At 38.5% G+C, this 23,995-nt stretch carries 24 protein-coding genes and 1 pseudogene; 10 read left to right on the plus strand and 15 right to left on the minus strand.

The genetic code is table 11. The features are described from left to right. Positions 1-451: 451 nt before the first annotated feature. The 5 genes from DW938_RS12505 to DW938_RS12525 all read right to left on the minus strand — a co-directional run bounded on the left by DW938_RS12505 (position 452) and on the right by DW938_RS12525 (position 4,652). Positions 452-880 (minus strand): sigma-70 family RNA polymerase sigma factor, encoded by a 429-nt coding sequence (locus tag DW938_RS12505; RefSeq protein WP_022287983.1) that lies wholly within the window; start codon positions 878-880, stop codon positions 452-454. A gap of 696 nt (positions 881-1,576) precedes the next feature. Further along, entirely contained in the window at positions 1,577-2,143 is a 567-nt protein-coding gene (locus DW938_RS12510) for a TIR domain-containing protein (RefSeq protein ID WP_117877051.1), read from the minus strand. A gap of 112 nt (positions 2,144-2,255) precedes the next feature. Next, complete coding sequence (locus DW938_RS12515; protein WP_117877053.1) at positions 2,256-3,128, minus strand: macro domain-containing protein; 873 nt, start codon at positions 3,126-3,128, stop codon at positions 2,256-2,258. A 21-nt stretch (positions 3,129-3,149) separates the two neighbouring features. Beyond that, positions 3,150-3,800 (minus strand): TIR domain-containing protein, encoded by a 651-nt coding sequence (locus DW938_RS12520; protein WP_117877055.1) that lies wholly within the window; start codon positions 3,798-3,800, stop codon positions 3,150-3,152. A gap of 456 nt (positions 3,801-4,256) precedes the next feature. Beyond that, positions 4,257-4,652, minus strand: a complete 396-nt coding sequence (locus DW938_RS12525) for a helix-turn-helix transcriptional regulator (RefSeq protein WP_118125185.1) — start codon at positions 4,650-4,652, stop codon at positions 4,257-4,259. 168 nt (positions 4,653-4,820) lie between these two features. Between DW938_RS12525 and DW938_RS12530 the strand changes: the two genes are divergently transcribed. The 10 genes from DW938_RS12530 to DW938_RS12570 all read left to right on the plus strand — a co-directional run bounded on the left by DW938_RS12530 (position 4,821) and on the right by DW938_RS12570 (position 13,948). Continuing rightward, positions 4,821-5,549, plus strand: a complete 729-nt coding sequence (locus tag DW938_RS12530) for a LytTR family DNA-binding domain-containing protein (protein WP_117905580.1) — start codon at positions 4,821-4,823, stop codon at positions 5,547-5,549. 698 nt (positions 5,550-6,247) lie between these two features. After that, the gene (locus DW938_RS15010) at positions 6,248-6,853 is read left to right on the plus strand and encodes a GHKL domain-containing protein (protein ID WP_181988375.1); all 606 of its coding nucleotides are present in this window, start codon (positions 6,248-6,250) and stop codon (positions 6,851-6,853) included. A 122-nt stretch (positions 6,854-6,975) separates the two neighbouring features. After that, positions 6,976-7,551 carry an accessory gene regulator B family protein gene (locus DW938_RS12540; protein ID WP_022287135.1) on the plus strand — a complete coding sequence of 192 codons (576 nt, stop codon included), beginning with the start codon at positions 6,976-6,978 and terminating at the stop codon, positions 7,549-7,551. Position 7,552: 1 nt separating this feature from the next. Continuing rightward, on the plus strand, positions 7,553-7,687 hold the full coding sequence (locus DW938_RS15310) for a hypothetical protein (protein WP_260647650.1): 135 nt from the start codon (positions 7,553-7,555) through the stop codon (positions 7,685-7,687). Between the two features lie 237 nt (positions 7,688-7,924). After that, positions 7,925-8,329 carry a hypothetical protein gene (locus DW938_RS12545; RefSeq protein WP_117877063.1) on the plus strand — a complete coding sequence of 135 codons (405 nt, stop codon included), beginning with the start codon at positions 7,925-7,927 and terminating at the stop codon, positions 8,327-8,329. Between the two features lie 206 nt (positions 8,330-8,535). Continuing rightward, positions 8,536-9,681: a hypothetical protein gene (locus tag DW938_RS12550; protein ID WP_118125187.1), complete on the plus strand. Its 1,146-nt coding sequence runs from the start codon at positions 8,536-8,538 to the stop codon at positions 9,679-9,681. Between the two features lie 197 nt (positions 9,682-9,878). After that, on the plus strand, positions 9,879-11,006 hold the full coding sequence (locus DW938_RS12555) for an FtsX-like permease family protein (RefSeq protein ID WP_147342391.1): 1,128 nt from the start codon (positions 9,879-9,881) through the stop codon (positions 11,004-11,006). A gap of 2 nt (positions 11,007-11,008) precedes the next feature. Further along, positions 11,009-11,680, plus strand: coding sequence for an ABC transporter ATP-binding protein (locus DW938_RS12560; protein ID WP_038670449.1), 672 nt, complete (start codon positions 11,009-11,011; stop codon positions 11,678-11,680). A gap of 17 nt (positions 11,681-11,697) precedes the next feature. Continuing rightward, entirely contained in the window at positions 11,698-13,359 is a 1,662-nt protein-coding gene (locus tag DW938_RS12565) for a mismatch repair ATPase (MutS family) (RefSeq protein ID WP_022287140.1), read from the plus strand. Beyond that, on the plus strand, positions 13,346-13,948 hold the full coding sequence (locus DW938_RS12570; protein ID WP_038670458.1) for a hypothetical protein: 603 nt from the start codon (positions 13,346-13,348) through the stop codon (positions 13,946-13,948). Before DW938_RS12565 ends, DW938_RS12570 begins: the two co-directional genes overlap by 14 nt. A gap of 123 nt (positions 13,949-14,071) precedes the next feature. Here the strand turns inward: DW938_RS12570 and DW938_RS12575 are convergent, their stop codons facing one another. The 10 genes and pseudogenes from DW938_RS12575 to DW938_RS12620 form a co-directional block, all read right to left on the minus strand. After that, the gene (locus DW938_RS12575; RefSeq protein ID WP_038670460.1) at positions 14,072-14,386 is read right to left on the minus strand and encodes a transposase; all 315 of its coding nucleotides are present in this window, start codon (positions 14,384-14,386) and stop codon (positions 14,072-14,074) included. 334 nt (positions 14,387-14,720) lie between these two features. Continuing rightward, a pseudogene (locus tag DW938_RS12580) lies at positions 14,721-15,518 on the minus strand (IS256 family transposase); the annotation flags it as partial. A 233-nt stretch (positions 15,519-15,751) separates the two neighbouring features. Beyond that, positions 15,752-18,616 carry a MobP3 family relaxase gene (gene mobP3 / locus DW938_RS12585; protein WP_118125191.1) on the minus strand — a complete coding sequence of 955 codons (2,865 nt, stop codon included), beginning with the start codon at positions 18,614-18,616 and terminating at the stop codon, positions 15,752-15,754. Between the two features lie 27 nt (positions 18,617-18,643). Continuing rightward, complete coding sequence (locus tag DW938_RS12590) at positions 18,644-19,120, minus strand: hypothetical protein (protein WP_051706247.1); 477 nt, start codon at positions 19,118-19,120, stop codon at positions 18,644-18,646. A 306-nt stretch (positions 19,121-19,426) separates the two neighbouring features. Then, positions 19,427-19,663 (minus strand): DUF6103 family protein, encoded by a 237-nt coding sequence (locus DW938_RS12595; protein ID WP_117864224.1) that lies wholly within the window; start codon positions 19,661-19,663, stop codon positions 19,427-19,429. After that, a complete protein-coding gene (locus DW938_RS12600; RefSeq protein ID WP_118125193.1) occupies positions 19,660-20,634 on the minus strand; it encodes a hypothetical protein in 975 nt (324 codons plus the stop codon). The genes DW938_RS12595 and DW938_RS12600 overlap by 4 nt, the downstream gene beginning before the upstream one ends. Further along, positions 20,634-22,487: a DUF87 domain-containing protein gene (locus DW938_RS12605; RefSeq protein WP_118125195.1), complete on the minus strand. Its 1,854-nt coding sequence runs from the start codon at positions 22,485-22,487 to the stop codon at positions 20,634-20,636. Before DW938_RS12605 ends, DW938_RS12600 begins: the two co-directional genes overlap by 1 nt. Beyond that, positions 22,477-23,055, minus strand: coding sequence for a hypothetical protein (locus tag DW938_RS12610; RefSeq protein ID WP_118125197.1), 579 nt, complete (start codon positions 23,053-23,055; stop codon positions 22,477-22,479). The genes DW938_RS12605 and DW938_RS12610 overlap by 11 nt, the downstream gene beginning before the upstream one ends. Beyond that, positions 23,056-23,322 (minus strand): hypothetical protein, encoded by a 267-nt coding sequence (locus DW938_RS12615; protein ID WP_118125199.1) that lies wholly within the window; start codon positions 23,320-23,322, stop codon positions 23,056-23,058. 16 nt (positions 23,323-23,338) lie between these two features. Further along, on the minus strand, positions 23,339-23,995 hold a 657-nt coding region (locus DW938_RS12620; protein WP_118125201.1), incomplete at its 5' end, for a conjugal transfer protein TrbL family protein.

Consider the following 23,995-nt stretch of genomic DNA (forward strand, 5'->3'; position numbering starts at 1 on the left):
CTGTCTTGCTTTTTGGCAAGATCGCAGCCTTTTTTCTTGGGAACTTTTTTTACAGCCCCGTATAACTTCGTTTTGCCTTCGTCTGATTCGTTAGTTTCAGACGATTTTCCGTGATATTTGTTCTCAACGACCGTCACGGCGGAACTCTGCAAGCTGCGGTCAGCGTAACCGCATCATGGGACTCTCACCCGCTATATCAGCCCTCACTGGGAAGTATCATTATCCTCACACGTTTCATCGCCGACTTTGGTTGCTGTCCAAAGGTCTGAACGTCATGGTTATCGCTCGCTTTTTGAGGTCGTCGCGCATGGTTCATTTGGCTGCCGAGATTTCATACCGACCGTGTGATTAACGTACTTGCAGAGTTGATATTCGGTTGTCAAGCTACTTCGGATTTTTATTCCGCTTGTATAGGGGAAGAAGCAACGCTTTTTGCAACCATTTTTTTTGATTATTTTAAAAGTTTGTAGAGTTTGCACAAAATCCTCTTTCTTTTCTTGCTGACAGCTTGGTGAGTAATACCAAGATATTTTCCGCATTCTTCAATTGTTAAGTTTTTAAAATATATAAGTTCAATTAATTTTCGCTCGTCATCCGATAACAATGCTAAACAACTATGCAGTCTGTCATATTCCGCATGCAGCATAACATTTCGTTCAGTAACATCTTTGTCAGTCACAAATTCGTGAAAGTTCTCAAATGCTCCGTCAATGCCTCCGATAAGGGCTGAGAACTGAATCTCATGTTGATAGAACGACTTGTCATTATCGTCAATATTCCACTGACTTCGATTGTATCCCACTCTGACGTTTTCACTGACTTCAACCTCAACATACTTCTTTGCTATGGTGTCATAGACACGCAATGTATTTTTACTCATTAATATTCCTCCGTTTTGATTTTTGTTTTGAATCAAAACGAAGGCTTACGGATATTTGGATATAATGCACAGCCACTTTGTTGTAAAAATCATATTGTGTCCTTTCTTCTGAGGACACAAAAAACGAGCCTGCATACTTAGTACACAGACTCTGTTTGTCTGAAAAATGGGTGTACTAAAGAAAGGGCACAAAATATGCTGTTTGCATTCTCTGCAAAACGGTCATATTTTGTATCCCCTGCCATAATGCATATCAGGCGTTGAATATTTTATTTATAAATTAAAAAGCACCGACAAGATGGACTCCTTTTGTGTAGGAATCTATCCTGCCGATGCTCTCCAGCGAGCACGAAAAAACGTGACGAGTTCAGTACATCGGATTCAATCTGTTATAAATGTTTCTCGAAAATGGAATCTAAAAGCATTGAAGAAGAACAAAGAATCAGAGTGGGAATAAAAGCCCATAAAATATTGCTTATACAGCTGCATGACATTATAACTATTGTCAACGTGGTTATGATACTTAACATAGTAATAGAAAACAGCATCCAACAGAGAGGTTAATAAGGCTTTTTCATTTCCCTGAAGCTCCTCATTTTCAAGTATTTCCTGAAGTTTTTATTTGCTTATACTTCACGACGTATAAGCAAATAATGCTGTATCATAACGCTCCCTCCATTTTATATCATCATATATTTATGAGAAATAATATCCCCACTGTGCATATGCTTCTTTTGAAAACACATTATCCGGACCCCTCAAAATATCACTTCCTGTGCTATTCACTGAGAATCTGTTTAGTGCTTCAATTATAGCTTTCTTTTTAAAGGGAATGTGTATTGCGTTTGCAGATCCATCATTGACTCTATCTACAAGTACTTTGGGCCATCTGATGCTGTAGTCATCATAATTAATAACATGAGAACAATCCGTGTATGCTATTATTAGAGGAAGTTCATATAAGTCAACTGCTTTCTCTATTTCAAAATTAAGCAATCCTCTATTATAGTTAGTTTCACCAGAAAGTACCAGAAGCATGTTTTTTGAATTGCGCATTCTCTCCATCAGCCGATTTTCAAGCGTTTTTCTCAAGCTTGAATCCAAAACAGCTGCTGTCTTCTTATGACTATCAATAAAATGAAAATCAAAGTTTGAATTCTTATCCCAACTTCTGAGAAGTCCAAGATATTTTAAATCACTTTGTGTCGGATCAGTCTTTCCCTGACCGTCAAATGCAATATATGTACCATTTCTATAAGCCATTCTGATTTCTCCTTTAAATAAGGGGCAACCGACCGTACAACTATGAACAAGGGAGGCGATAACCACTTAGAATATCATAGGGAAATTTAACCCACACTGACATACGTTCATGTTATAAATCCGTAATCGATATTTCGTTTTTACACTTCTTATCAACGATTATTGTTGTCTTGCATTTTAAATAGTTTTTAGATATTTGGGTTAAAAGAACAATACTCTCCAATGCTTCTTTTTTCGATAACCCTGTTCGTGACATGGCTGTTCCCATAGGGTATAGATAGAGTTCCTTCCCTTGACCATGTTTGTCATAATACTCAAACAATTTTAGAATACAATCAAAGTATTGATGCTTATCACAATGAGCAACACAGTCAACATCAAATTCTGTAAGAGCAAGCAAGAAAAAAGTAACTCCATTCTCGCCTTTTATTCGGGATACTGAACCCATAGGATATCTTTTTCGCTTTCCTTCTCTTTTTTCGTTAAGAGAGATATCCTCATATTCATAGCCAAATGCTTTAAGGGAACTTTCTATTTCAGCATCAAGAGCTTGTCGTTTTTCGTCCGAATAAGCAAATCTTTTTAGAAACTGACCATGCACAGAGCCTTCGTGAATAATGTCATCATTTACAACAGTATCATAACAACAATTAACTGCTATGACGACTATTCTTTCAGTCTGAGGTTTTTTGGGAAATGCTATCTTCATAAGATCATCATATCTTACAATAATTTCAACATCATCCTCAGATAGTATTGTTACCTCTTTTGATGAATGCAGTCCCCAGACAAGTGCTGTAAGGAAACAAATAAACAAAAGCACTGTAAAAGCCTTTATCTTACACTTAACATCATCGTCTTCTATTCCGATTGTATTCCAATCAAAAAATAGTTGAACGATTGAAGCCAATCCAAAAACTGATGATGCGATTATTGTGAATTTCGATAGTATGTATTTTAGGTTGATTTTTATTATTGTCAGCATTCTTCGAATCATCTTTGTCAATCAAATCCTTAATGGGTCAATATTATAGCCCTGCTTTGAAAGTTCTCTTATGAGATTTATTGCAACTTCATCCACCTTCTTGTCAAATGGAATATATATTAAACCATGAATATCAGAAGGCTTTTCAAATTCTATATCTTCTTTAAGCAGAATTGCAACCTTTTCTCTACCCAATTTTGCAAGGAACATTCCAAGTTCAAGAACTACATTTTGCCTTACACGGGATTTGTAACTATCTTCGCTTTTGGATTTTCCTTCGTCATCAGGAGTTGCCAAAACTATTGCATATCCAACCTCTTGACTGTATTCTTCAAGCTTTTCGATTATGGTTTGTCCCCCTGAAGCCTGCTGATCAAGAATAATCGGCTCAAGATCCCAGCGGCGAAGCAATGCTTCAAGCTGTGTACGTGCAATATCATCATGACCGTAAACAACAAATATTTTTCTGTTTCCAAGCTTAGCAGTTTCACCAAGAATAGCTTTAGTTTCATCAGTGTTTCTTCCTTGAACATTATGTTTGCCTGTATTAAAACAGTTTATAATACTTCCGTTTGACAACGTTATACTTTTTCCGTGCTGAATATCTTTTACGGATACAACAGACACTTTAGTGGTTGATCTGATTTTTTCAATTACTTCTTCATATGTCATAATAACATCTCCATTTAAAAAATTTTATTCCGATACTAAGTGTTCCCTATTAAATCATTGACTCTAATTCACTGTGTTTTTTTATGTTCAAAAACGTCATTTATCAAAACCTGCTTAGAAAACAATATTAGAGAACCATATTTTATCTGAACAAAGAATACTATATACTTTTCCATTGTCGTATTATGATATAATATATGTATTGATTTGTATCAGTTTAATCAACCGCTCTCAATACTCTAAAAGCCATTGCATTCTCTCCTCGTAAATAGACAATCCATTAATTTATGTATATTATATACTTTTATGTATAAATGTCAACGAATTTGGCACAAGGTGAAGATATTTAGCACGAAATGCAAAGATCAGAAAACTAACATAATATGCTTGACCTTGCTGTTTTATTATGGTAAAATAAAAAAGAACCCTGATACAAATTCAGAGTTCTAAATTGAATTATTTTTTTGACTTTCCTATAACCTCAATGAAATACGCTAAATGCTCACGTTCTGCGTTGTCCATCTTTGCCATTATTTCTACAGCGTCGCCTATAGTCATTTTATTTGTTAGCTTTATTGCATAAGTGTCATTAAGATTTGTCCTGCTTGCACTTTTGCCGAGAATATAATCTGTAGTAACGTTATAAAAGTCGGCAAGTCGATACACAACTTCTGTAGGTGGGACAGTTAATCCTTTTTCATAGTGAGAACTCGTGCTAGGAGAAAGATGAAGATGTTTTGCTATATCTGTTTGTGTTAGAAAGTTTAGCTCTCGCAGATTGATCAAGATTTTGGCGATAATGAGCTTTTGTTTTTCGCCAAAAACATTTGAACTTTTTACTTGCTTTTTCATAATATATGCTCCGCCTCTCTTTCCGGTTCCAACACTTTTGTTATAGTATAAATATATTTAGAAGTCACAAGTTTATATTATTTATAACAAATCGGCGAAATTTGTCGATTATTTATATTGTGAATATAATTGATGTGATTTATACTACATTATAAGGAGGAAATACATATGATCAGAGTAGCAATATGTGATGATAATAAAGTATTTGTTAATAATATGTCACAAGCTGTCAAATCCGAATTTAAAAGACAGAATAATGAAGATATTGAGTTAGAAACTTACATTTCAAGTGAATTGATGTATCAGCACCACTTAATAAAACCATTTGATTTGGTTTTTCTTGATATTGATATGCCGGAGCCGGACGGTTTTCAATTAGCAGCTAAGATTTCAAGTTCAAACGACTGTTACATAATTTTTGTTACCAATCATCCTGAACTGGTTTATGATAGTCTTTATTTCCGACCACTGAATTTTATAACCAAAAGCAATGATTCTTTTTTCACAGAAAAACTACATAGTGTGGTTAATCAGCTCTTCAATGAAATGAAGCAAAACACAATTATTATTTTGGAAAATAAAGAAGTCGGAAGAGTTCCGCTGCAAATAAAGAGCATTTATTATATTGAGAGCAGTAAACATTATGTTATCTATCATTCAGAACATAACGAACCGATAAAGATCAGAGGTAATATTGGTGAATTGGAGATTCATTTTTCTCAATATGATTTTGCTCGGATACACAAGAGTTTTCTAGTTAATCTTCGTCACATTTTTAATATAGATAGAAATAAAGACGAGATAATTTTTAAGCAAGGCTTTAGATTAAATATGAGTAAAAACTACAAACAAACTGTTGATGAGAAATTAACACAGTATTTGAGGAAGACAAAATGAAGAACTTGCTATGGAAATGCTTTGAGCTTGTGATTAATTATTATCAGGGCTTTATTATGACATGGTTTGTGTATAGATTTCTAAATCCTAAATCTCTCAAACAGGCAAAAACATTTCTTTCGATTTTTAGTATCATATTTGGAACAACCATAACCCTGTTAAATCACATCACTTTATATGAGGGATTTACAAGTACTTTATATTTAGTTATATTGTTGGTATATGCCATTATTGCCTTTAACGACAGTATTATTAAAAAACTACTATCAACGATCATTCCCAATATTATTCTGCTGCTTATCACTTCTGTTGAACTTAATTTATTATCATCTCTAAATAGAATAAGCGTCAAGGACTTGATTACAAATGATAATAGCGTAAGATTCATGACTTTGATTGTAATCCAGATTTCTCTTTGGATCTCCTTGAAAATTATAATCAAGCTGTTCAAATTCTCTGACAGTTATACAATATCAGATTGGTCTCCGATTATCACAGTATTAATATCTTCCTTTATTCTAGTATCACTTCTCCATGTACTTTCACTCAATGCGGATGATACGCAAAGAATATACATCAATTTATCATACCTGGTTATCATTATACTGAATTTCCTAATGTTTTACGTTATTTATTCACTCTTCTTCAAGAATGCTCAGATAAAGAATATGAAGGTACTATCCGTAAAAGAACAGTATATGGAACAGTATGTTAATAATGCGGAGACTCAATACGAGCTGATCAGAAAAATAAGGCACGATATAAAGGATCAGCTTACCACCGTTTATGAATTGCTCACAAGTGGCAAAACCGAAGATGCTTTGGAATTTATTGAACAATCCAACGGCATTGTTAAAGCTACAATGACATTTGTTCAAACCAATAATCCAGTTGCAAATGCAATAATCAACTCTAAATTGTCTACTGCATCAACTTTAGGAATAAAGGTGTCATGTATTACGGTAAATGACTTTGTAGGTATCAATGAGCTTGATCTATGTGACTTATTGAGCAATACTTTGGAAAATGCGATCACAGCCTGTGAAGCTATGCCGCCAGATTTAAACAAGTTTATCTATTTGGAAATCAGTAAAGAAAACAACATTTATACATTTATAGTGAAAAATTCTCTAGATAAGTCTGTTATTAGCGAAAATCCAAAATTAAAAACCACAAAGAAAGATATCATAAACCATGGACTTGGCACTTCTATTATTAGGGACATAGTAAATAAATACAGTGGAAGATATGATTACTATGAAATTGACAATGCTTTCTGCTGCTCTATAATCTTAGAAACTTAACTCATATGATAGCTCGGCTTATGCCGAGTTATTTTTTTGTGCCTGAAAACTGCACAATATGCCAAAACGCTTGACGAAAGATATTTTATATTGTAAAATTCAAAAAAAGCAAGGTGAAAATTATGAATTACTTGGTATCTCAGATTGTTAATTTTATTACGGAACAAGATGTAATCAGTGATGAATCAGATGTACAAGACTTTTATAGATATGGAATAGAAATAAGTATTTCATCGTTACTTAACATAGTTCTTGTTGTAATAGCAGGTATCCTTATTCATCATATAATCGAAAGTATTGTTTTTCTTTCACTATTTATACTTATCAGATCATTCACCGGAGGCTATCATGCCGACACATACTTTAGGTGCAATCTATTGATGTGTACTACATTCATATTAACCGCTTTAGCCAATAGTATATTTTCTAATAAATTCTCCCTATTGATTATTATTGTTTTAATCTGTGTTACTGAACTGATAGTTTCTATCTTGGGTCCTATAGAGAATAAGAATAAACCAATTGATGATTCGAAAAGAATAAAGCTTAAAATAATAGGGATAGTTATAACTTTAATAATTAATTGTACCGGATTGTTTCTTTCGAGAAGTTATCTAGGTACAATGATTATATTAACAACTTTTTTAATTGCCTTGCTCATGATTGCAGCAAAGATTAAAGAGAGAGGAAGTGATTAATGTGAAAAGTTTAAAAAAACTACTAGCTGAAATGATTCAGAAGATTGCAAAACATACAGCAATTTTGGCTTGTGGAGCAGCTTCGGCATACGGTGGATATCAGACTAAAGAGCCAAAGAACATCTACAAGAGATAAGCATCAAAAAACACAATTCAAAAGATTTGCATATGAGACTATTACGATCTACAGTAGTATAGCTTTGTACTGGCTTAAACGTTTTATGCAGGAAGGCTTGGTGATCCCAATGCAGAACTGAAATCATTTACAAAAACGCACATTCTGATTTGTGCAAGCGTACGAAAACTGTTCAGATACAGAAATGTGCATTGATATATTTGGGTATTGAAGCTATAATTTAAAGGAGGATTTTTTATGAAACTTAAGAAAAGAATTGCAGCTATGGGTGCTGCTGTTATGATAATGGCTTCTATGAGTGCTATAGGTGCTAGTGCGTATCAAGCATCATATGAGGATAGTTATCGAATTATACTTGCATATACGTCTTATACTCCAAGCGAGACAGATTCAGTGGGAACGGTAACGAATCTTTCAACTACAAAAACAAATTACTCTGTACAGTCAACCCTTTATTACAAGACTTCTGCAGCAAAAATCGGTTCTTATACTCCTTCTGGATGGAAAAATGGTACGCTGTCCAAAGGTCAGCTTTTGAAAGCAACAACAACCCATAACCGTAATACTAGTTATAAGTATTCTGCCAGAACTCTAGTCATGAAAGATAATAGAGTTTTTAAGGATATTCAGTCTGATTACTAATATATAACCCTGAGGAGCTAAAGCTCCTGCGGCAAGCTTGCTTCGTCGCAGCCGATGAAAAGCTACGCTTACATCGGGCTTTGCTCCGAATTAAATATGCATTAAAGAAATTTTAATAAAAATCAATTGAACATTTTACAAAGGCAATGCATTATCTGAATAACATCAGATAATGCATTGCCTTAATGGGTTTGAAGGAGGAAAGAATGTACACGCTGAAAAATCTTAGAAATATGATGAAAAATCATACCGGTATGCTGGTTCTACTTGTGATTTCTATGTTTGTTTCATTCGGGGTTTTGTTTTTCGGTGTTGGATTGTACTATCAGTACAGCAAAAATATTGAGGACGGCGAAATTGACAGCTATGCTGTCGGTTTTTCCATAAATGACATTATTACAAAAAAAAATTTTTGTGAGTTTGTGAAGAATATGCCGAATAAGCTTATGGGTGATGTTTCATATATTACCTGTTTTTCGTCCACGCAGGTAAGCGGAATTGATGAGGAAATACCTGTCGCATTCTATCTTCAGTATTCTGAAGGAAAATTTGAATATTCCGATAACGTATTTCAGCCAATGATTGATGACCTTGTAATTAAGGACGGCAGTTTTTTCACGCAGGAGCAATATTCAAACGGAGAAAAAAAGGCTGTTGTAATGGGCAGCGGAAATGTAAATCAGCCGACTTCAGCACCCGAATATACAAATTCGGTTACAGCATTCGGTCAGAGCTATGATGTTATCGGCACAATAAACCCTGCTAACAGCAGCTATTTTTTTTACAGTATCTATGTTCCGTTCAGCTCAGTCCCCGACGATACAATTATGAACGACGGGGTTTATCTTGCACTCAACAATAAAATCACTAAATCTGAATATGATGATTTTACCGCATATATCAGCGAATTTTTCAAAGATAAAATCACTCTTTATGAACCGGCATTCGACTTGGCATCAAACACTTCCTACTACATAACAGTTGTACTGATTTCGGTAATCATTGCCATTCTTTCGGCATTGAACATTTCCATTCTGTATAATTACATCATTATCAGCAGAACAAGACAACTGACCATTATGCGTATCTGCGGAGGGTTAACCTCAAATCTGAGCATATCAACCGCAAATGAGATTATTCTTATTATGCTTCCTGTAAGCATTATTTCAGCTTTGTGCTATGATAAATTTATTCTTACTGTACTTTCAGCTAAATTTCCGCTTATGAAAGCTGCATATAATCCATATGTTTACGCAGAAATAATTTTTATTTACTCTGCAATATCGTATCTTCTTAATCTGTTTTTGCTTCATCATAATCTCGGCAAAAAAATTAAGGAGGGATTGAAATGAGAATTAAGTTATACGGCAGGGTTATCGGTATCTTCCTGAAAAAGCACTCGTTTATCAATGTTTTAATAAGCCTCCAGCTGATTGCTGTTTTTGTTATCGGAATAATTATGACATCGATAATAGACGAAAAGGCTTCCTCATATGAGGCTGTCAAACCGCTGCTTAATGGCGAGGGATTGTATTGTGGTGGATATTTTTTGAAAGATAATGAAAATGGCGGACTTTTGGAAAACACAGATGAAATCAAAACTCAGCTGAAAGATGTTGATTTTATCTCGTCTGTAAACTTTGCGTCCCTGCAAACAGGCGTTGATACACAAACTAACGAGGTTAAGACCGCATATGCACTTGTATATGATGATTATTCTGCAAATCTTTTTCGCCCGACAATAGAAAAAGGTTCGTGGATAACTGATTCCAAGCAATCCGATGATATACCGCAGGCTGTAATTACCCGAAATTATCAAGGCTATAATGTTAATGATATTGCTGAATTTGAAACTGAAAATGGAACGTTGAAGGTCAGAATAATCGGTGTAATTGGTGATAATGAAAAATACCTTGGAGCAAACTCGGAATATGAATCAAATGAACCATCCTATCAGTTAATGCTTTCTACACATTTCAACTGTCTGAATGACCAGCTTAAAAACAAAGGCTTTACAAACGAGGAGATTGCTTTGAAACTCGAATCTCTTGGGTATTCAGCGGACAGCATTGTATATAATGAACCTGTATTCTTTTTTACAGATAAGGAGTGGAATAAAACCGATTTGGATTCAGTAATGTCAGACTCCCTTTTTATAAAGTACAACCGGAATATTTCCGATGATGAAAAGCTTTACAACAGAAAATATATCAACGAGAATCTTTCTGTATTATCATTTGCGATACAGTTTTCTCAGTTGAACAACAACAGTCAGACCATTGTTTATAGAGAGTTGTACACATTGATGCCAATAATGTGTGCAATATACCTGCTTGTACTGATTGCGTCAGTGAGCGTTAATGCGATTAACTGCAAAAATAATATGAGAAACGAAGCCATACTGTATTTGGGTGGTGCAAAAAGAAAACAGTTGCTTACAATCAATGTAATTTACAATGGGCTGATTTGCATTGTGTCTTTGATAATTTCAATAGCAGGATCGTTGATTTTCTACAAGGCAGGATTGTTCAGCAAAACAGTAATTACATTGGGCTGGAAACAGATCACCATTTGCCTGATTGTGTGTGCTGTATATATCTTGGTATCCTGTATCATTTTCTGCATTATCCTTACATCAAAGGCTATAAAAAAAGCAATAATATTATCGGAGGAATAGTAATGGTAAAACTTAATAACATAGTAAAAATATATAATTCAAAGAAAGCCAACGAATTCAAGGCTCTCCACGGTGTTTCGGCAGAAATTCGGGACGGTGAGCTTATTGCGATTATCGGAAAATCGGGTGCAGGAAAATCAACGCTTCTGCATATTTTAGCCTGCATTGACAACTATCAGGAGGGCGAATACTACATTGATGATGTGCTTGTGAAAGACCTTTCCGAAAGTCAGTATGCAAAAATCAGAAACGAGAAAATCGGGATGGTTATGCAGGATTTTGCACTGGTTGAGGATTTCACGGCACTGGAAAACGTGATGATACCGCTGAATTTTTCCAAAAAGAAAGTCAGTGACAAGAAAGAAAAAGCCCTTGCGGCACTGAAATCGGTAGGCATTGAGGAGCTTGCCAAAAAGCTATGCAGCAAACTTTCGGGCGGACAGAAGCAGCGTGTGGCAATTGCCAGAGCGATAGTCAATGAACCGTCAATGATTTTGGCGGACGAACCGACGGGAGCACTGGACACAAAGACTTCCGCTGAGATTATGGAGCTTTTCAAGTCCCTGAACAAACAGGGCAGGACGGTTGTTATAGTTACCCACGACCCGAAGATTGCGGAGCAATGCGGCAGGGTTATTGAGATTAGTGACGGGAATATTGTTACAGCAAAATAAATTGTGGAGTGAAAACAATGAAAATTACCGATTATGTAGATCTGTTCTATCCGTCGGCGGAGGCTGAGGAGTATGCAAAAAAGCGGCAGAAAAAATATGAAAATTATCCGCAGGATTTTATGGTCAATCTTGAAACGGATAACATAGCAAAACTTATTGCACCTATGAATTTTGCTGTCGCAACATCTAAAATGAAAGAGTTTACAGATGACATTGAAACCCTTGATTACAGGCTGGATTGTCTTGAGGACTTTATGAATGTCCCCGAACTTAACGGCAGATTTCGACAGCTGATAAATGAACTCGCAGGAAACAGAATTGACTTTTCAGATGTTGATTGTGTCAACTCGTTTATGCAGATTAAGACCCATATGGACAGCCTTGAAGAATTTCTCGGCTGCATTGAAAACATCAACAGGTTCTTTGCAAAGTATAATCACGCAATTAAGTCGGTAGCGGTAAAAAGGCTTGCACAGTTTTTTGAAAAACTGCCAAAAAGCGAGAACATTTTCGAAATAGCATACAGCATTTCACAGCTGAAAGATACCTTTTCAAAAACCATACGGAGCGTAAAAATCGGTGTTAATTTTGATTCGGCTATGAATCCCGACAGTGCAGGACTGCTTGAAATCGGATATGACAAAATTTATCCCAAGGGAAATATTCTTGAAAAGCTTGTGTTCAAAAGTTTTGCAGGCAGAGAGCAGTTTATTGGCGAGGAGCATTTCAACTCGGCAACAAGGCACACTCCCATTGATATAGACACTGCCCTTTTCCGTGAACTGAGCAAATACACAAAGGAGTTCGCCCTGCGGATTGCCGCAGCACTTAAAAGCTATCGTTCCTCGGTTTTTTCAGACCTTTCGGAGCTGGAATCACAGCTTGACTTCTATGGCGGAGCGGCACAGTTTATATCAAGTGTTAGGGCAAGGGGAATGAAAATGTGCCGACCGAAATTTCTCCCCTCTGAGAAGCGTGTTACAAGGCTGAAAAACGTCTTTGACCTCAACTTCTACAGGCAGCTTGTTACGCAAAATCCGCAGGAAATTCTGACCGAAAAAATTGTTGCAAACGATATTGATATGTCAGATTACGCACGGTTTTATATGGTGACGGGAGCAAACAACGGCGGAAAAACCACTTTCGCAAGAGCGGTGGGAGTATGTCATTTAATGGCACAAATGGGATTGTACGTTCCTGCGGAAAGTGCAGAGATTTCCCCTGCCGATTACATATTCACCCATTTTCCAAAGGAAGAAGCTGTCGGAATAAATTCAAGCCGATTTACCACGGAAATCAAGGAGCTGAAAAAAATCTGCGAATATATGACCGACAGAAGTCTTGTTATTCTCAACGAATCCATTCAGTCAACCACGCCAGTTGAGTGCTTAAACATTGCAAAAATTCATCTTGAAATTATAGCGGCAGTGGGGGTAAGGGGATTTTATGTCACTCATCTAACAGAACTTTATAATGAAATTCAGCGGATAAACAACAAAAACTATCCCACAAAGGTGGGAAGTCTGGTATCCTGCACAGACAGTGAGGGCAAGCGTATGTACAAGATGAAAGCCGCAAAGCCGCCTATTGAAAGTCTTGCATACACGGTTTACGAAAAATTCGGAGCAAAGCTTGAAGACGTACTTGCAAAGTCGGGTGATAAGAATGGACAAGCGTGAAAACCTTTTGCAGTTTCTTGATTACGGTGGAAACGAGCTGTTTTCAAGCCTTATGGAAAGTGACAGCGACAGACCGCAGGCGTTGGACAGAATGTGCATTTTACTTCGCAAGGCTGTGATTTTCGGGAAACTGAAAGGCAGAGCTGCGGCATACCAATATATGATTTCAAAGGCAAACCAAATGGGATTTATAAAGTCAAAAAAAATACATGCCTACAGGCTGACAGCTGCCGAACGGGAGCGGATTACAGAAAAAGTCTGCAAGTCAACAGGTGCGAAATATTTTTTCAAAAAGTATGGAAAGAACGTGATAATTTATTCTGCACTGCTTGGGGCGGCTGTGATTTTGGTTGTGCTGATATATAATTATATGCACTCGGAAAAATATCTGAAAAGAATGTACCAGGCGGCTGAGGAAACTGTAATTATAGAGTCGGCATACAAAACCGATTACGGCATAAAGCTTACCATACACAACAATTCACTTGCGGACTATTACATCTGCGATTTGCCGACCTTGAAATATACTGACGAATATGATGACCGGGCAATCGGAACATATTATCATTGTAAAAATGCAAAACTTTAAGATTGTGTTATATACAAGTTTGACAAAAAATGACCTGATTCTAAATTCTGTATAGCTGCGGAATGGCATATCAAAATTAAAGAGCAAATCTATTTGATGAGATCGTCGAAACCACCGTCGGTCTTATCTGCATATTTTCATAAAAGTATTCTGTGCAAGATACAGCATTTTGAACAGTCTCTCATCGGTTGGAAATAACGACTTTGTTTTGGTGACCTTTCGCAGCTTACTGTTAATTCCCTCAATCGCATTGGTAGTGTAAGTCAGCTTTCTCAGTTCCTGCAGAAACTTGAAGTAAGTGCTTAGATTCGCCCGATTTTCATACCATGACTTTGAAATCTTTGGATACTTCTTGTCCCATATTGATGCAAATTCGTCAATGGCATCATGCGCAGAAGGCACATCAACAGCGGGATAAACACATTTTAAATCAGCCATAAGTTCTTTCTGACACGCTCAGACCTAAATATTGCGGATATGCTCTTCAATGTCAGCAGTTGACACACCTTTTGCGTAACATTGAGATGATTTTATTCTCCATGTCCGAAGAAATTTTGGGCTGATTTTTCCAAATAAGCTGCAGCTCTGGACCTGCGAAAAAATCTCTGTAAATTCAACAACAGTGATAAAAAACGATATTGTGGAGCGGCTTGAAAAACAGCCGCTCATTTTTTTACAGTATACAATAAATACCGTAATTTGTCAAGGTTCTTCAACAGTCAGTCTGCTGGAATGGAGCGTAGCGGAATGGAGGCAGACTGACTGTGCCGGCTCAGCTTAGCCTGTCGAGATACATGATCTCCAGCTCGCCAAGAACTATGCCCCAGTTTCTCAGCGGTATAGTCCATTTTTTCGCTATTTCATGCGTTGCAAGATACAGTACCTTCAGGAGCGCCGTATCGCTCGGAAATACGCTTCTCTGCTTGTTCAGACGACGATAGCCGCTGTTAAGGCTTTCGATCGCAATGGTGGTGTAAATGACCTTTCTCACATCAGCGGAAAACTTGAAGATCGGTGAGATCACATCCCAGTTTTTGTACCAGCTCTTCATGGCGTTTGGATAATCTTTCTCCCACTTCTCCGTCACACGCTCAAGCTGTTCAAGCGCAGCGTCCTCAGACGGTGCGTGATAAATGGTTTTCAAATCGTTGGAAAATTCTTTCTTGTTTTTTGCACCAACATATTTCAGCGTGTTTCTTACTTGATGAACGATACAACGCTGTAATTCTGTCTGTGGAAATGCCGTATTTACGGCTTCTTTCATACCCGAAAGACCATCGGCACATATCACGAGGACATCCTTTACGCCGCGATTTTTCAGCTCATTCAGGACTCCAAGCCAATATTTTGCACTTTCGTTTTCTCCGATATGTATGGATAAAACTTCCTTGTGACCTGTCAAACTTACTGCAAGGATTACATATGCTGCAAGTTTTTTTATCTGTCCGTTTTCTCGTACAGAAAAATGTACAGCATCAATAAATACAATGAGATAAACCTCGCCCAGAGGACGTTTCTGCCAGTCCTCTATCTGCGGAAGAAGGCGGTCTGTGATATCGGATATCATACTCCTCGAGCAGCATTCCGATGATGTTCTTTTTTCCTTCGCTCATTGGTTCTCTTTTTCTTCTTGCCATAAAAAATCAGCCTCCTGTGTTATTTATATTTTACCATAGTTGACTGCGTTTTTACAGACTTTTTTTCGGTGGGTCTCAGCTCTTTTATTATACACTACTTTGGAGATTTACACAACATATGGGGAAAAACCTATCTTTTCTTTGAATATAGCTTTTAAGATATTTCTTAGTTAGTCATATTTTGTTCTTCTCTGATGCCAATTCCTGACTTTCTCTTTTGTATCATTTTTCTGAGCTTTCTATCAGTTTGTATTTTTAAAGAACACTGCTTCTGCGAATAATTATCCTCAATACAGCGACTTAAATTCACAAACAATCCCATAACAGTATTTCTAAGCAGCATATTTTCAAAATCATCAATATTGTTAAGCATATTCTGAACGTACTCATTACCATCATTTGCGGACTTTGTGAGCCACTCCACAGCCTTTTCCTTATCCTTTTCAAGTTCATCTGCTCCGAAAAGATAAAGCCTGCCGAGCTGATAGCTTGACCACATATTCTTATCAGCGGATTTTTCAAAGTAATCTACCGCCTTTTGAATATCATACTTTTCTTCCTGCAAATACAACTTCCCAAAAGCATACTGTGTGAATTCGTTATCCTCTGCAAGCAGCAAATATTTCTCTGCTCTTTCTAAATCCTGCGTGACAATTTCACCTTTCAAATAAATCTGACCCAACTTAAAACAAGCAAAACTGTCACCCTCATCTGCACATTCTGTAAGCATAGCAATTCCTTTTTCAATACCCTGTGGAAAATATTCGCCCGAAATATATTCCAATGCAAGAAAACGTTTTGCATTGGTATTTCCGAGTTTAATTGCTTTTTCAAGCAATTTAACAGCTTTTTGTTTATTCTGAGCAATATGCTCACCGAGAAGCATAGCCTTGCCGTACTCATACAAACCGTTCTTGTTATTCATCTCAGCGGAACGTTTGAAATAATCTATAGCCTTATCCATATCGCTGTCAGTTCCGAGTCCCTTTTTAAACATAGAGCCCAGTTTGTAATATAGGTTATCATCAGCCTGATCCTTACTTTCAAGTTTAAGAAAACCCGATAATGCATCCTTGTAATACCTTTGAGCGGTTTCTTCACTTTGACATACATATTCACCCTTATTGTACATCTGTGCAATCGCATACGAAGCATAAGGCTGTCCTTGCGAAGAAGATTTCTGATACCACAAAAACGCCTGCGACAAATCTTTCTCCACGCCGTTGCCATAATAGTATAGGTTAGCAAGACTGTATTGTGCGAATTTGTTGCCCTCCTGAGATGACTTCAAAAACCATTGAAACGCTTTTTCATAATCCTGTTCTGTGCCTAACCCATAGCAATGCATTTTACCAATGCGATACCAAACGTAAGAACGCATATCCGCAGGTTTCATGACCTGTCCCTTGAATTTAGGTTCGTATGGGAACATATAGTCCGAATCCGGCTCGATCTCCATAAAGCCCTGCAATGCCTCATTATAGTATGCAAATGACTTTTCTTCATCTTTTGCACCAATCTTTTCCGTGGAATAAAGTTTTCCCAAATCGTGAATAGCAAGAACATTGCCTGACTTTGATTCAGAGAGCAAGAGCTGTTCCGCTTTTTTGAAATCTTCAAGCTTGGATTCCTTATTGTAAATCAGTTTGCAGGCTTCTTTGTAGAAAATACTCCATTTCAAATAATATTTGCTTTTGGGTTTGTCATCAACATCAACTGTTACTGCATTATCATCACTCCAAATGAAATCTTCGGCTGTCAGCTCCTCGTTATCTGAAAATATCACATTATCATTTTCTAACTGTTCCGATTCATCGATCAGCGGAGGAATATCTGTTATGTCATCATCAGTTTTTTCTGTCAGTTCCGGTTCTTCAATCTCAATATCAACAACAGGACTATTCATATCCAGTACAGTTCTGATTATCATATTCCGCACTGGCTGAAAGACTTTATTGTCGGTAAGTGCAGGCAGTTCTTTTTCCTTTTGCGTATAGCTCTTGTATTTCAAACGTTCCAAGCTGCACCATTTTTCATAAAGCTGACGGATATTATCGTCTTTTGCAAGTTCTGAAAAAATACTGTTGACCGTTTCTTTGACCTCCTGAGGAAGATATCCATAGACTTTTTTGCCTTTAACATTCTGTAACTGAGAATATAGTTTGCGGATAAAATTTTCAAGCTGCGGATTCTCAAAACCGCCTTGCTGAACTTTTCTGACAATACTTTTAAACTCCGTTTTTGATACAGCTTTCAATTCGTCACGGCTTAACGTCTGCTCCTGATATATGGACTGCAAATCGTCCTTAAATATATCGTTTGCAAAAGCTGAACGAATCTTATTAATTCCCTCGTTTGTTAAGAATCCTTCCTTTGTATTTTCGGAATAAACAAGCAGATGAATATGCGGATGATGAGTAGTGTCATGAAATGCGGCGTACCATTTTAAATTGCATAATGAAATTTTCTGATTTTTTGCAATATCTGAAATGTGACGCATAACAAGCTGCCGCCATGCTTCAGAGTTATCATACCCCAAACGAATTGCATCTTCTCTGCGCAGAGAAATGACGTGCGACCAGACGTTACCCTTGTGATTTGCTATTTCGTTAGCTACCCTGTCAAGAATTATCGGTTCATCTTTTTCATTGAAAAGACCATGAGAACCTCTTTTCTGAACTCCCGGACGCATAGCCATGTAACCGACAAAATTCTGACGATTACCAATGACGTCAGCGTTACGCTCAATGATCGTACTGATTAGTTCCGAAGCGTTTTCTACAGTAGGGTTCACAGTGTAGTCCTCATATTCCAAATATTTTTTAGCTTCGGGAAAATCTGAAAGCAGATCGTTTAAAAGCTGTTCTTGATTCTTTGTAGCGTTATCATTTCTATCCATAATGTTTTGGTCACGGACTTCAACTGTTTCACGGGTTGCGATGTACTTTGTGTAGTTTCTGCGCTTGTTTTTACTTTTCTGTGTACCGCTTTTTAGGTAGCGGCTTGTTACGATAATTTGAGATAAAGTCATAACATATCACCCCCATTTTTATGTGATTTAATCTAACCGTTGATACCTCACAGCCTTCTCAAAATTAATAACACCGTTAATGCGTTTAACCTCATCTATACACATAGCCCTCAGTTTAATCATCGTATCATCATCAATCTCATGTACCGCCGCAAGCATATGAGTAACTGCACCAAGTTCAACTGCAATTTTAAATAAGGCACGGGACAACCTCTGTTCCGTGCCTTTGACTATTCCTTCCGCCATTGCCGTTAGCTGCGGGGCAATAAATTCCGTTGCCGTATGCTCCTTGTTCAAAAGATACCCGCAATAAAAACGCACAGCCTTTTCAATAAATTCCGAGCGTGATTTACAATTATCGTGCTTAAAAAGAGTGTCCACTATTTCCAAAGTTTCGGGAAAAATCTTAAGTCCAAATCTTTGCTTTTTATACTCAGATGTGACCTCGCAAACCTCTGTTTTTTCGGCTTTTTCTTCTGTATTTTTAATTTTATCCGACTGCAATTTGCAAAACCTCCATTCTATGCGACTGCACGTCAAAGTTTTCAAAACTCCGCAAATTCGGCGAGCTTTGCTCGACGATGTGTCTGTTTGGTCGCTTCAAGCGACCAAACTTTAACCTGCAATATAATATTTAAGCCAATCCTATTGGCTTTGCCCTCATAAACCCACCCGAAATCTCCTGATTCCCACCATTCTCAAACTCTGCGACAAATGCCCACAAAGCCGTTTAACCACTCCTATGGTAAACTTACCCCACCGACCGCCGAACCTCGCCACACGGGGCGACACGGTGCGAACTGTGGCTTGTTACTGCTCGGACAGCTTTTCCGTTTCGGCAGGCAAAGAGTTTCTCGACTTTTTGGCAGGCTTCTTTTCCGACTTCATCTCAATAAAATTCCTAACATTCTGCGGTACATTTTTCTGATACAAGCCGTCAATGCACTTGTCGATTTCATCCGAAAGCTTAATATTTTTCTGCTCCAAATACATTTCCAGAGCCGCTAATCTTTCATCACTAATTGTTATCGCAACTGATTTTTTCATTCGCTGTCACCTCCGTTTTCATCAATTTTATCCCGCACTTCCTGCGGATAATCCACGCCCTCATAGGTACACCAGCTTGTCCAACTGCCGTTTGATACAAGGTCTTTGGTGACATATCCGATAGCTTCTGAACTGTAGACGACCTCTCCGTCACCCATATATATCCCATGCTGACTGCCGTCGAATAGTCCTACCCCTGCGACCTCCGGCATGGTATCAAGACCGCCTTGCTCGGTATAAACAAGCGTATTATGATCGGAATTGAACACTTTTTCCGTGGGATTATAGTTCAGATATCCAAGCATAAGTCCTGCATTATCGGCATATCTGATACGGTCAACATCGTCACGATTTCCGATTGCACCCTGCTTAAATCCCCAGCCGGACACATACGCATTCTCCGCCCAAGCTGCAAGATCGGCGCAGTTCTTTGTGCTTTCATCGCTGAACATATACCCGTTGATCGTAGAATTCATCACCCAAGTGTAGGTTCTCATAAATTCGTCATAGCCGATCTCCAAGCCGTAAGTTGAATTTATCGCAGTTATCAAATCGCTGTCATTCGGAGCAACAGCAAACAGGTTGGCATAGGATTCCGCATTGAAATTTTGCACGTCACCGAAGTATGACATATATATCAGCTGCGCTTTTATGGTCTGAGAGCGAACTCCTGCGCCCCTCATGGCGTCCTCGATTGCCCGACCCTGATTCTTCAGATTTTCTATCTGAGCCTGCTGTTCGCTGTCAAGGCTTTCAAACAAAGCCGAATCGCTGAACATTTCAGCGTTAATTTCAGGCTGCTCGATTTCCATGCTGCCCATGCTCGAAAGCACAGCTACGGGCAGGCACATCAGTCCAAGAAAGCCTGCGGCGATGCTTCCGATCAGAACAAACAGCTTTCCTCGTTTCTTTTCGTCGCCAAGAATATATATCGCTATCTTTTTCAGAGCTGCCGCAACTGTTGCAGACATTACCGACCACCACCGTTTCCAAACAACACAGCCTTGTACTGCGGAGCGATGACCTGTAACAGATACCTCTCATTACCGCACCTGTAAAGGCAAGTCCCTCTTTCAGGATACTTGATAAGGCTGTACTCTGACTCTTCCAACTGTAAGGTGTCAATAAATGCCGTCGGCGAGATGTTTCCCGGATTGAACAGAAAATGATGTGCAGGAATAGAAAACAGCGGCTTTGTGAATTCCTTTATCTCAGGAAGCAGAAAGTCCTCGATATTCTGACTTGCCAGAATAAACGAGGACTCTTTCTTACGCACACGTTTCATACCGTTACGAATATATTCTATCGCCGTCATATTTGTGAGGAATAAATACAGCTCATCGACTGCCGCAACAGTATTTCCCTTGCCTAAAAGCTGATCAGACATATATGACAAGATGTTGAACAGCAGAGTATCTTTCAGTCGCTTGTTTGTATCCATAAGACCTTTTACGCCGAAACAGATAAACTCCCCGTCCTTGATGTTTGTTCTGCCGTTGAAATATTTCGACTCTGCACCTTTGCACATTGAGTGCAATCCCAAGCAGATATTCTGCAATATTTCTTCGGTGTAGAGGTGTTTTTTAGCATTATCAAATGCCATAAATTCTTTTTCAACTAATTCATACAGGTCTGACATTACAGGATAGTCACAGTTTTCCAGCTTATCGAGATCTGTTAGATCATCAATGCCCAAACGTGCATACAGTTTCATAAGCATTATCTCTATTGTATCGATCTCTGCGTCTGTGAAGTCTTTGTATGCTCTGAAAAAGTCTTTTAGATAGCTGATGTGCTGACTTAAACGGGTTACTTTTCGGAATGTTTCAGGGCTGTCATCGGTTTCATTTTCTTGATTTCCAAAGCGAGAATTTTCTGACCACGCTTTAGGCTCAAGCGGATTTATCATAAATTCTCCCGACATCATATCGATATACGTTCCGCCAAGGTTTGAACATAAATCTTCGTATTCATGTTCAGGGTCTAAGACCAGAACACTTTTCCCTGCCTCACGCTGATTGCATAAAAGCAGTTTCATCAGATACGACTTACCCTGACCGCTGTTGCCGAGTATAAGAATGTTGGAGTTTGTTTTGTCCTCAGTTCGCTTGTCAAAGTCAACAAGAATATTCGTGCCGTACTTATCTCTTCCAACATAAAAGCCGCTCTCATCGGTCTTGCCGCTGTAATTCAAGGGATAAAGATCAGCCACCGAGCTTGCAGGAAGAACACGTTCAAACTGACTTGCGAACACATTATTGCCTGTGGGAAGAACAGAAAGAAATCCCTCTTTCTGTCGTAACAGCAGTCTGTCAACGGATATTTTGGAACGTGTAAGCTCCATTTGGATATCGGCTTGCAGTTCTTTCAGCCTGTCCTCAGAGCTTGCTTTTAGCTCAATAAACACAGCCGTATGCAGAAGAGGTTCTTTGTTTCTGCGTAGTTCGCTTATCAGCTCCACCACATCATTTATGTTATCCTGAGCCTTTATGCTCTCGTTCACATCATTTACAGTCGTCATCATATGGTTTTTCCTCATTGCCTGCTGCACGATCTTTCGCTGTTCTGTGGCGGTAACAAGTCTGTCATATATCCTCAGCGTAACGCCGTTTCTGTCGGCAAGGTGAGCAAGTATAGCAGTTTCTTCTGTGCTCGGCGGATACTCAGTCACAGCCCAGACGCATCTGAAACTGTTTCCGCAGATGTAGTGATCTGTGTAAAAGCGTATAATGCCCGGTGCAATGCGGTCAAAAAAGTCCTTTGTGCTGATAATTTCAAGTTGTTCGTCCGTCAGTTTTTTCTTTTTTCGTAAATTAATTCTCATGCAATTCCTCCAAATTAAATTCCGTTTCTCCCTCAATATCAGGGATTCCCTCGCCCGATATGCTCGTTCCGAAGTAAAGCGCAAGCATACGCTTTATCTCAGGTTTGGACATTCGACGAGCCGTAAAGCCATGTTCTGAGATTGCTTTGTCAACACGATTAAGCGTGCTGAATATCTGCTCGTCCTTTTCACGCCTGAACCGTACCGCAAACATAAACTGTCTTGCCGAGGACATCTCCACCTGGATCTCGTCAAGAAAATCATAGTCCGCCTGCAAAAGTTTTCGCACATCTTCGTTCTGCTCGGTCTGCAAACGCTTTTTGACGTACATCTTGTTGGTATCGAAACACTCGCAAGAGTCCAAAGCAAGAATTTCAAGGTCCGGTATCGTGCTTAACAGCATCATCAAGTGGTGAATTTTTACGTCGATATTTGCCGCTGACAAAACAGAAATATTGGTGGGTTCTACGCTGAAAAAAGCTATTTCAGCTTTGTCGGTTTTTACTCCGAAGCGAGTAAAGCGTTCAAAGCCGATAAGACCCTGAACGCTGTTTTTGTTCTTTGTCATTTAATTTTCCCTCCAAAAATACAATTGCTGCGAGGTCAGAAAAAACTTCGCAGCATTAAAAATATAGTCCATAATTGCCGTTTCGTCAACCCGAAGCGAGAGAAACGCAAAGCAAGCGGTAGCCGCAAAAGGCAGGACGTTCCACAGGTTTACCAAAACCACGACCGACAGAATTATTCCGCCGCAGATTATGATAAAATCACGAACGTTCCAGAACCACAGCTTTACGTTGGCTTTCAGGTTTTCGGGGTAGATGTAGGTTTTCATTTTTTGTATCAACTCCTTATGCTTTTGTCTTAATCATATTAACAGCCTTAGCTCCCATGCTGACCGTATGGCTGACAGACATCATATTGACCCTGACGCTCGTATCCAATCCATACATCTGCGCAATCCTCGGAACTTCCGTTGCCGACAAGCAAATACCAACCGCAAGCAGAGCGTGCTGAGTGTAGGTCAGCAGTCCGAGATAGAGGATAGTTGTCTGCAAAAACGCCGTCAGACAGGTGGCAATAACTTGTTTGCACCAGCTGTAAAAACCGTCCGTGTAACCTCTCGGAATGCCAAAAAGATACAGACATCCCACAGCAATCTGACACAGCATGATGCCGCCACGCTTGATGTTTGAAAACACAACTTTCACTGTACAATAGCCGAAAAGTATGATAAAAAACAGGCTGAACAGACTTACGTCCATCGCCAGTGCCATAATCACGGTCAGCCCCGAATCAGCTACTGTCGTTGTTGTTCCCGATATGAAATTTCCAAGCAAATCGCTTGAAAATGTACCCTGCAAATTAACGCAAAACGAGTAAAGTCTTTGCGGAACAACAGTAACCAAACTTGCCGCCATAAAGCCTTTCAGCACGTTCAGACAAGTGTTTTTGATGTTCGCCTGACCAGATTCATAGGCTATCGCCGTGTCAAATACCGCTACGAT

Origin of the sequence: Ruminococcus sp. AM43-6, assembly GCF_003461785.1 — a bacterium.
Classification (GTDB): Bacteria; Bacillota; Clostridia; order Oscillospirales; family Ruminococcaceae; genus Hominimerdicola; species Hominimerdicola aceti.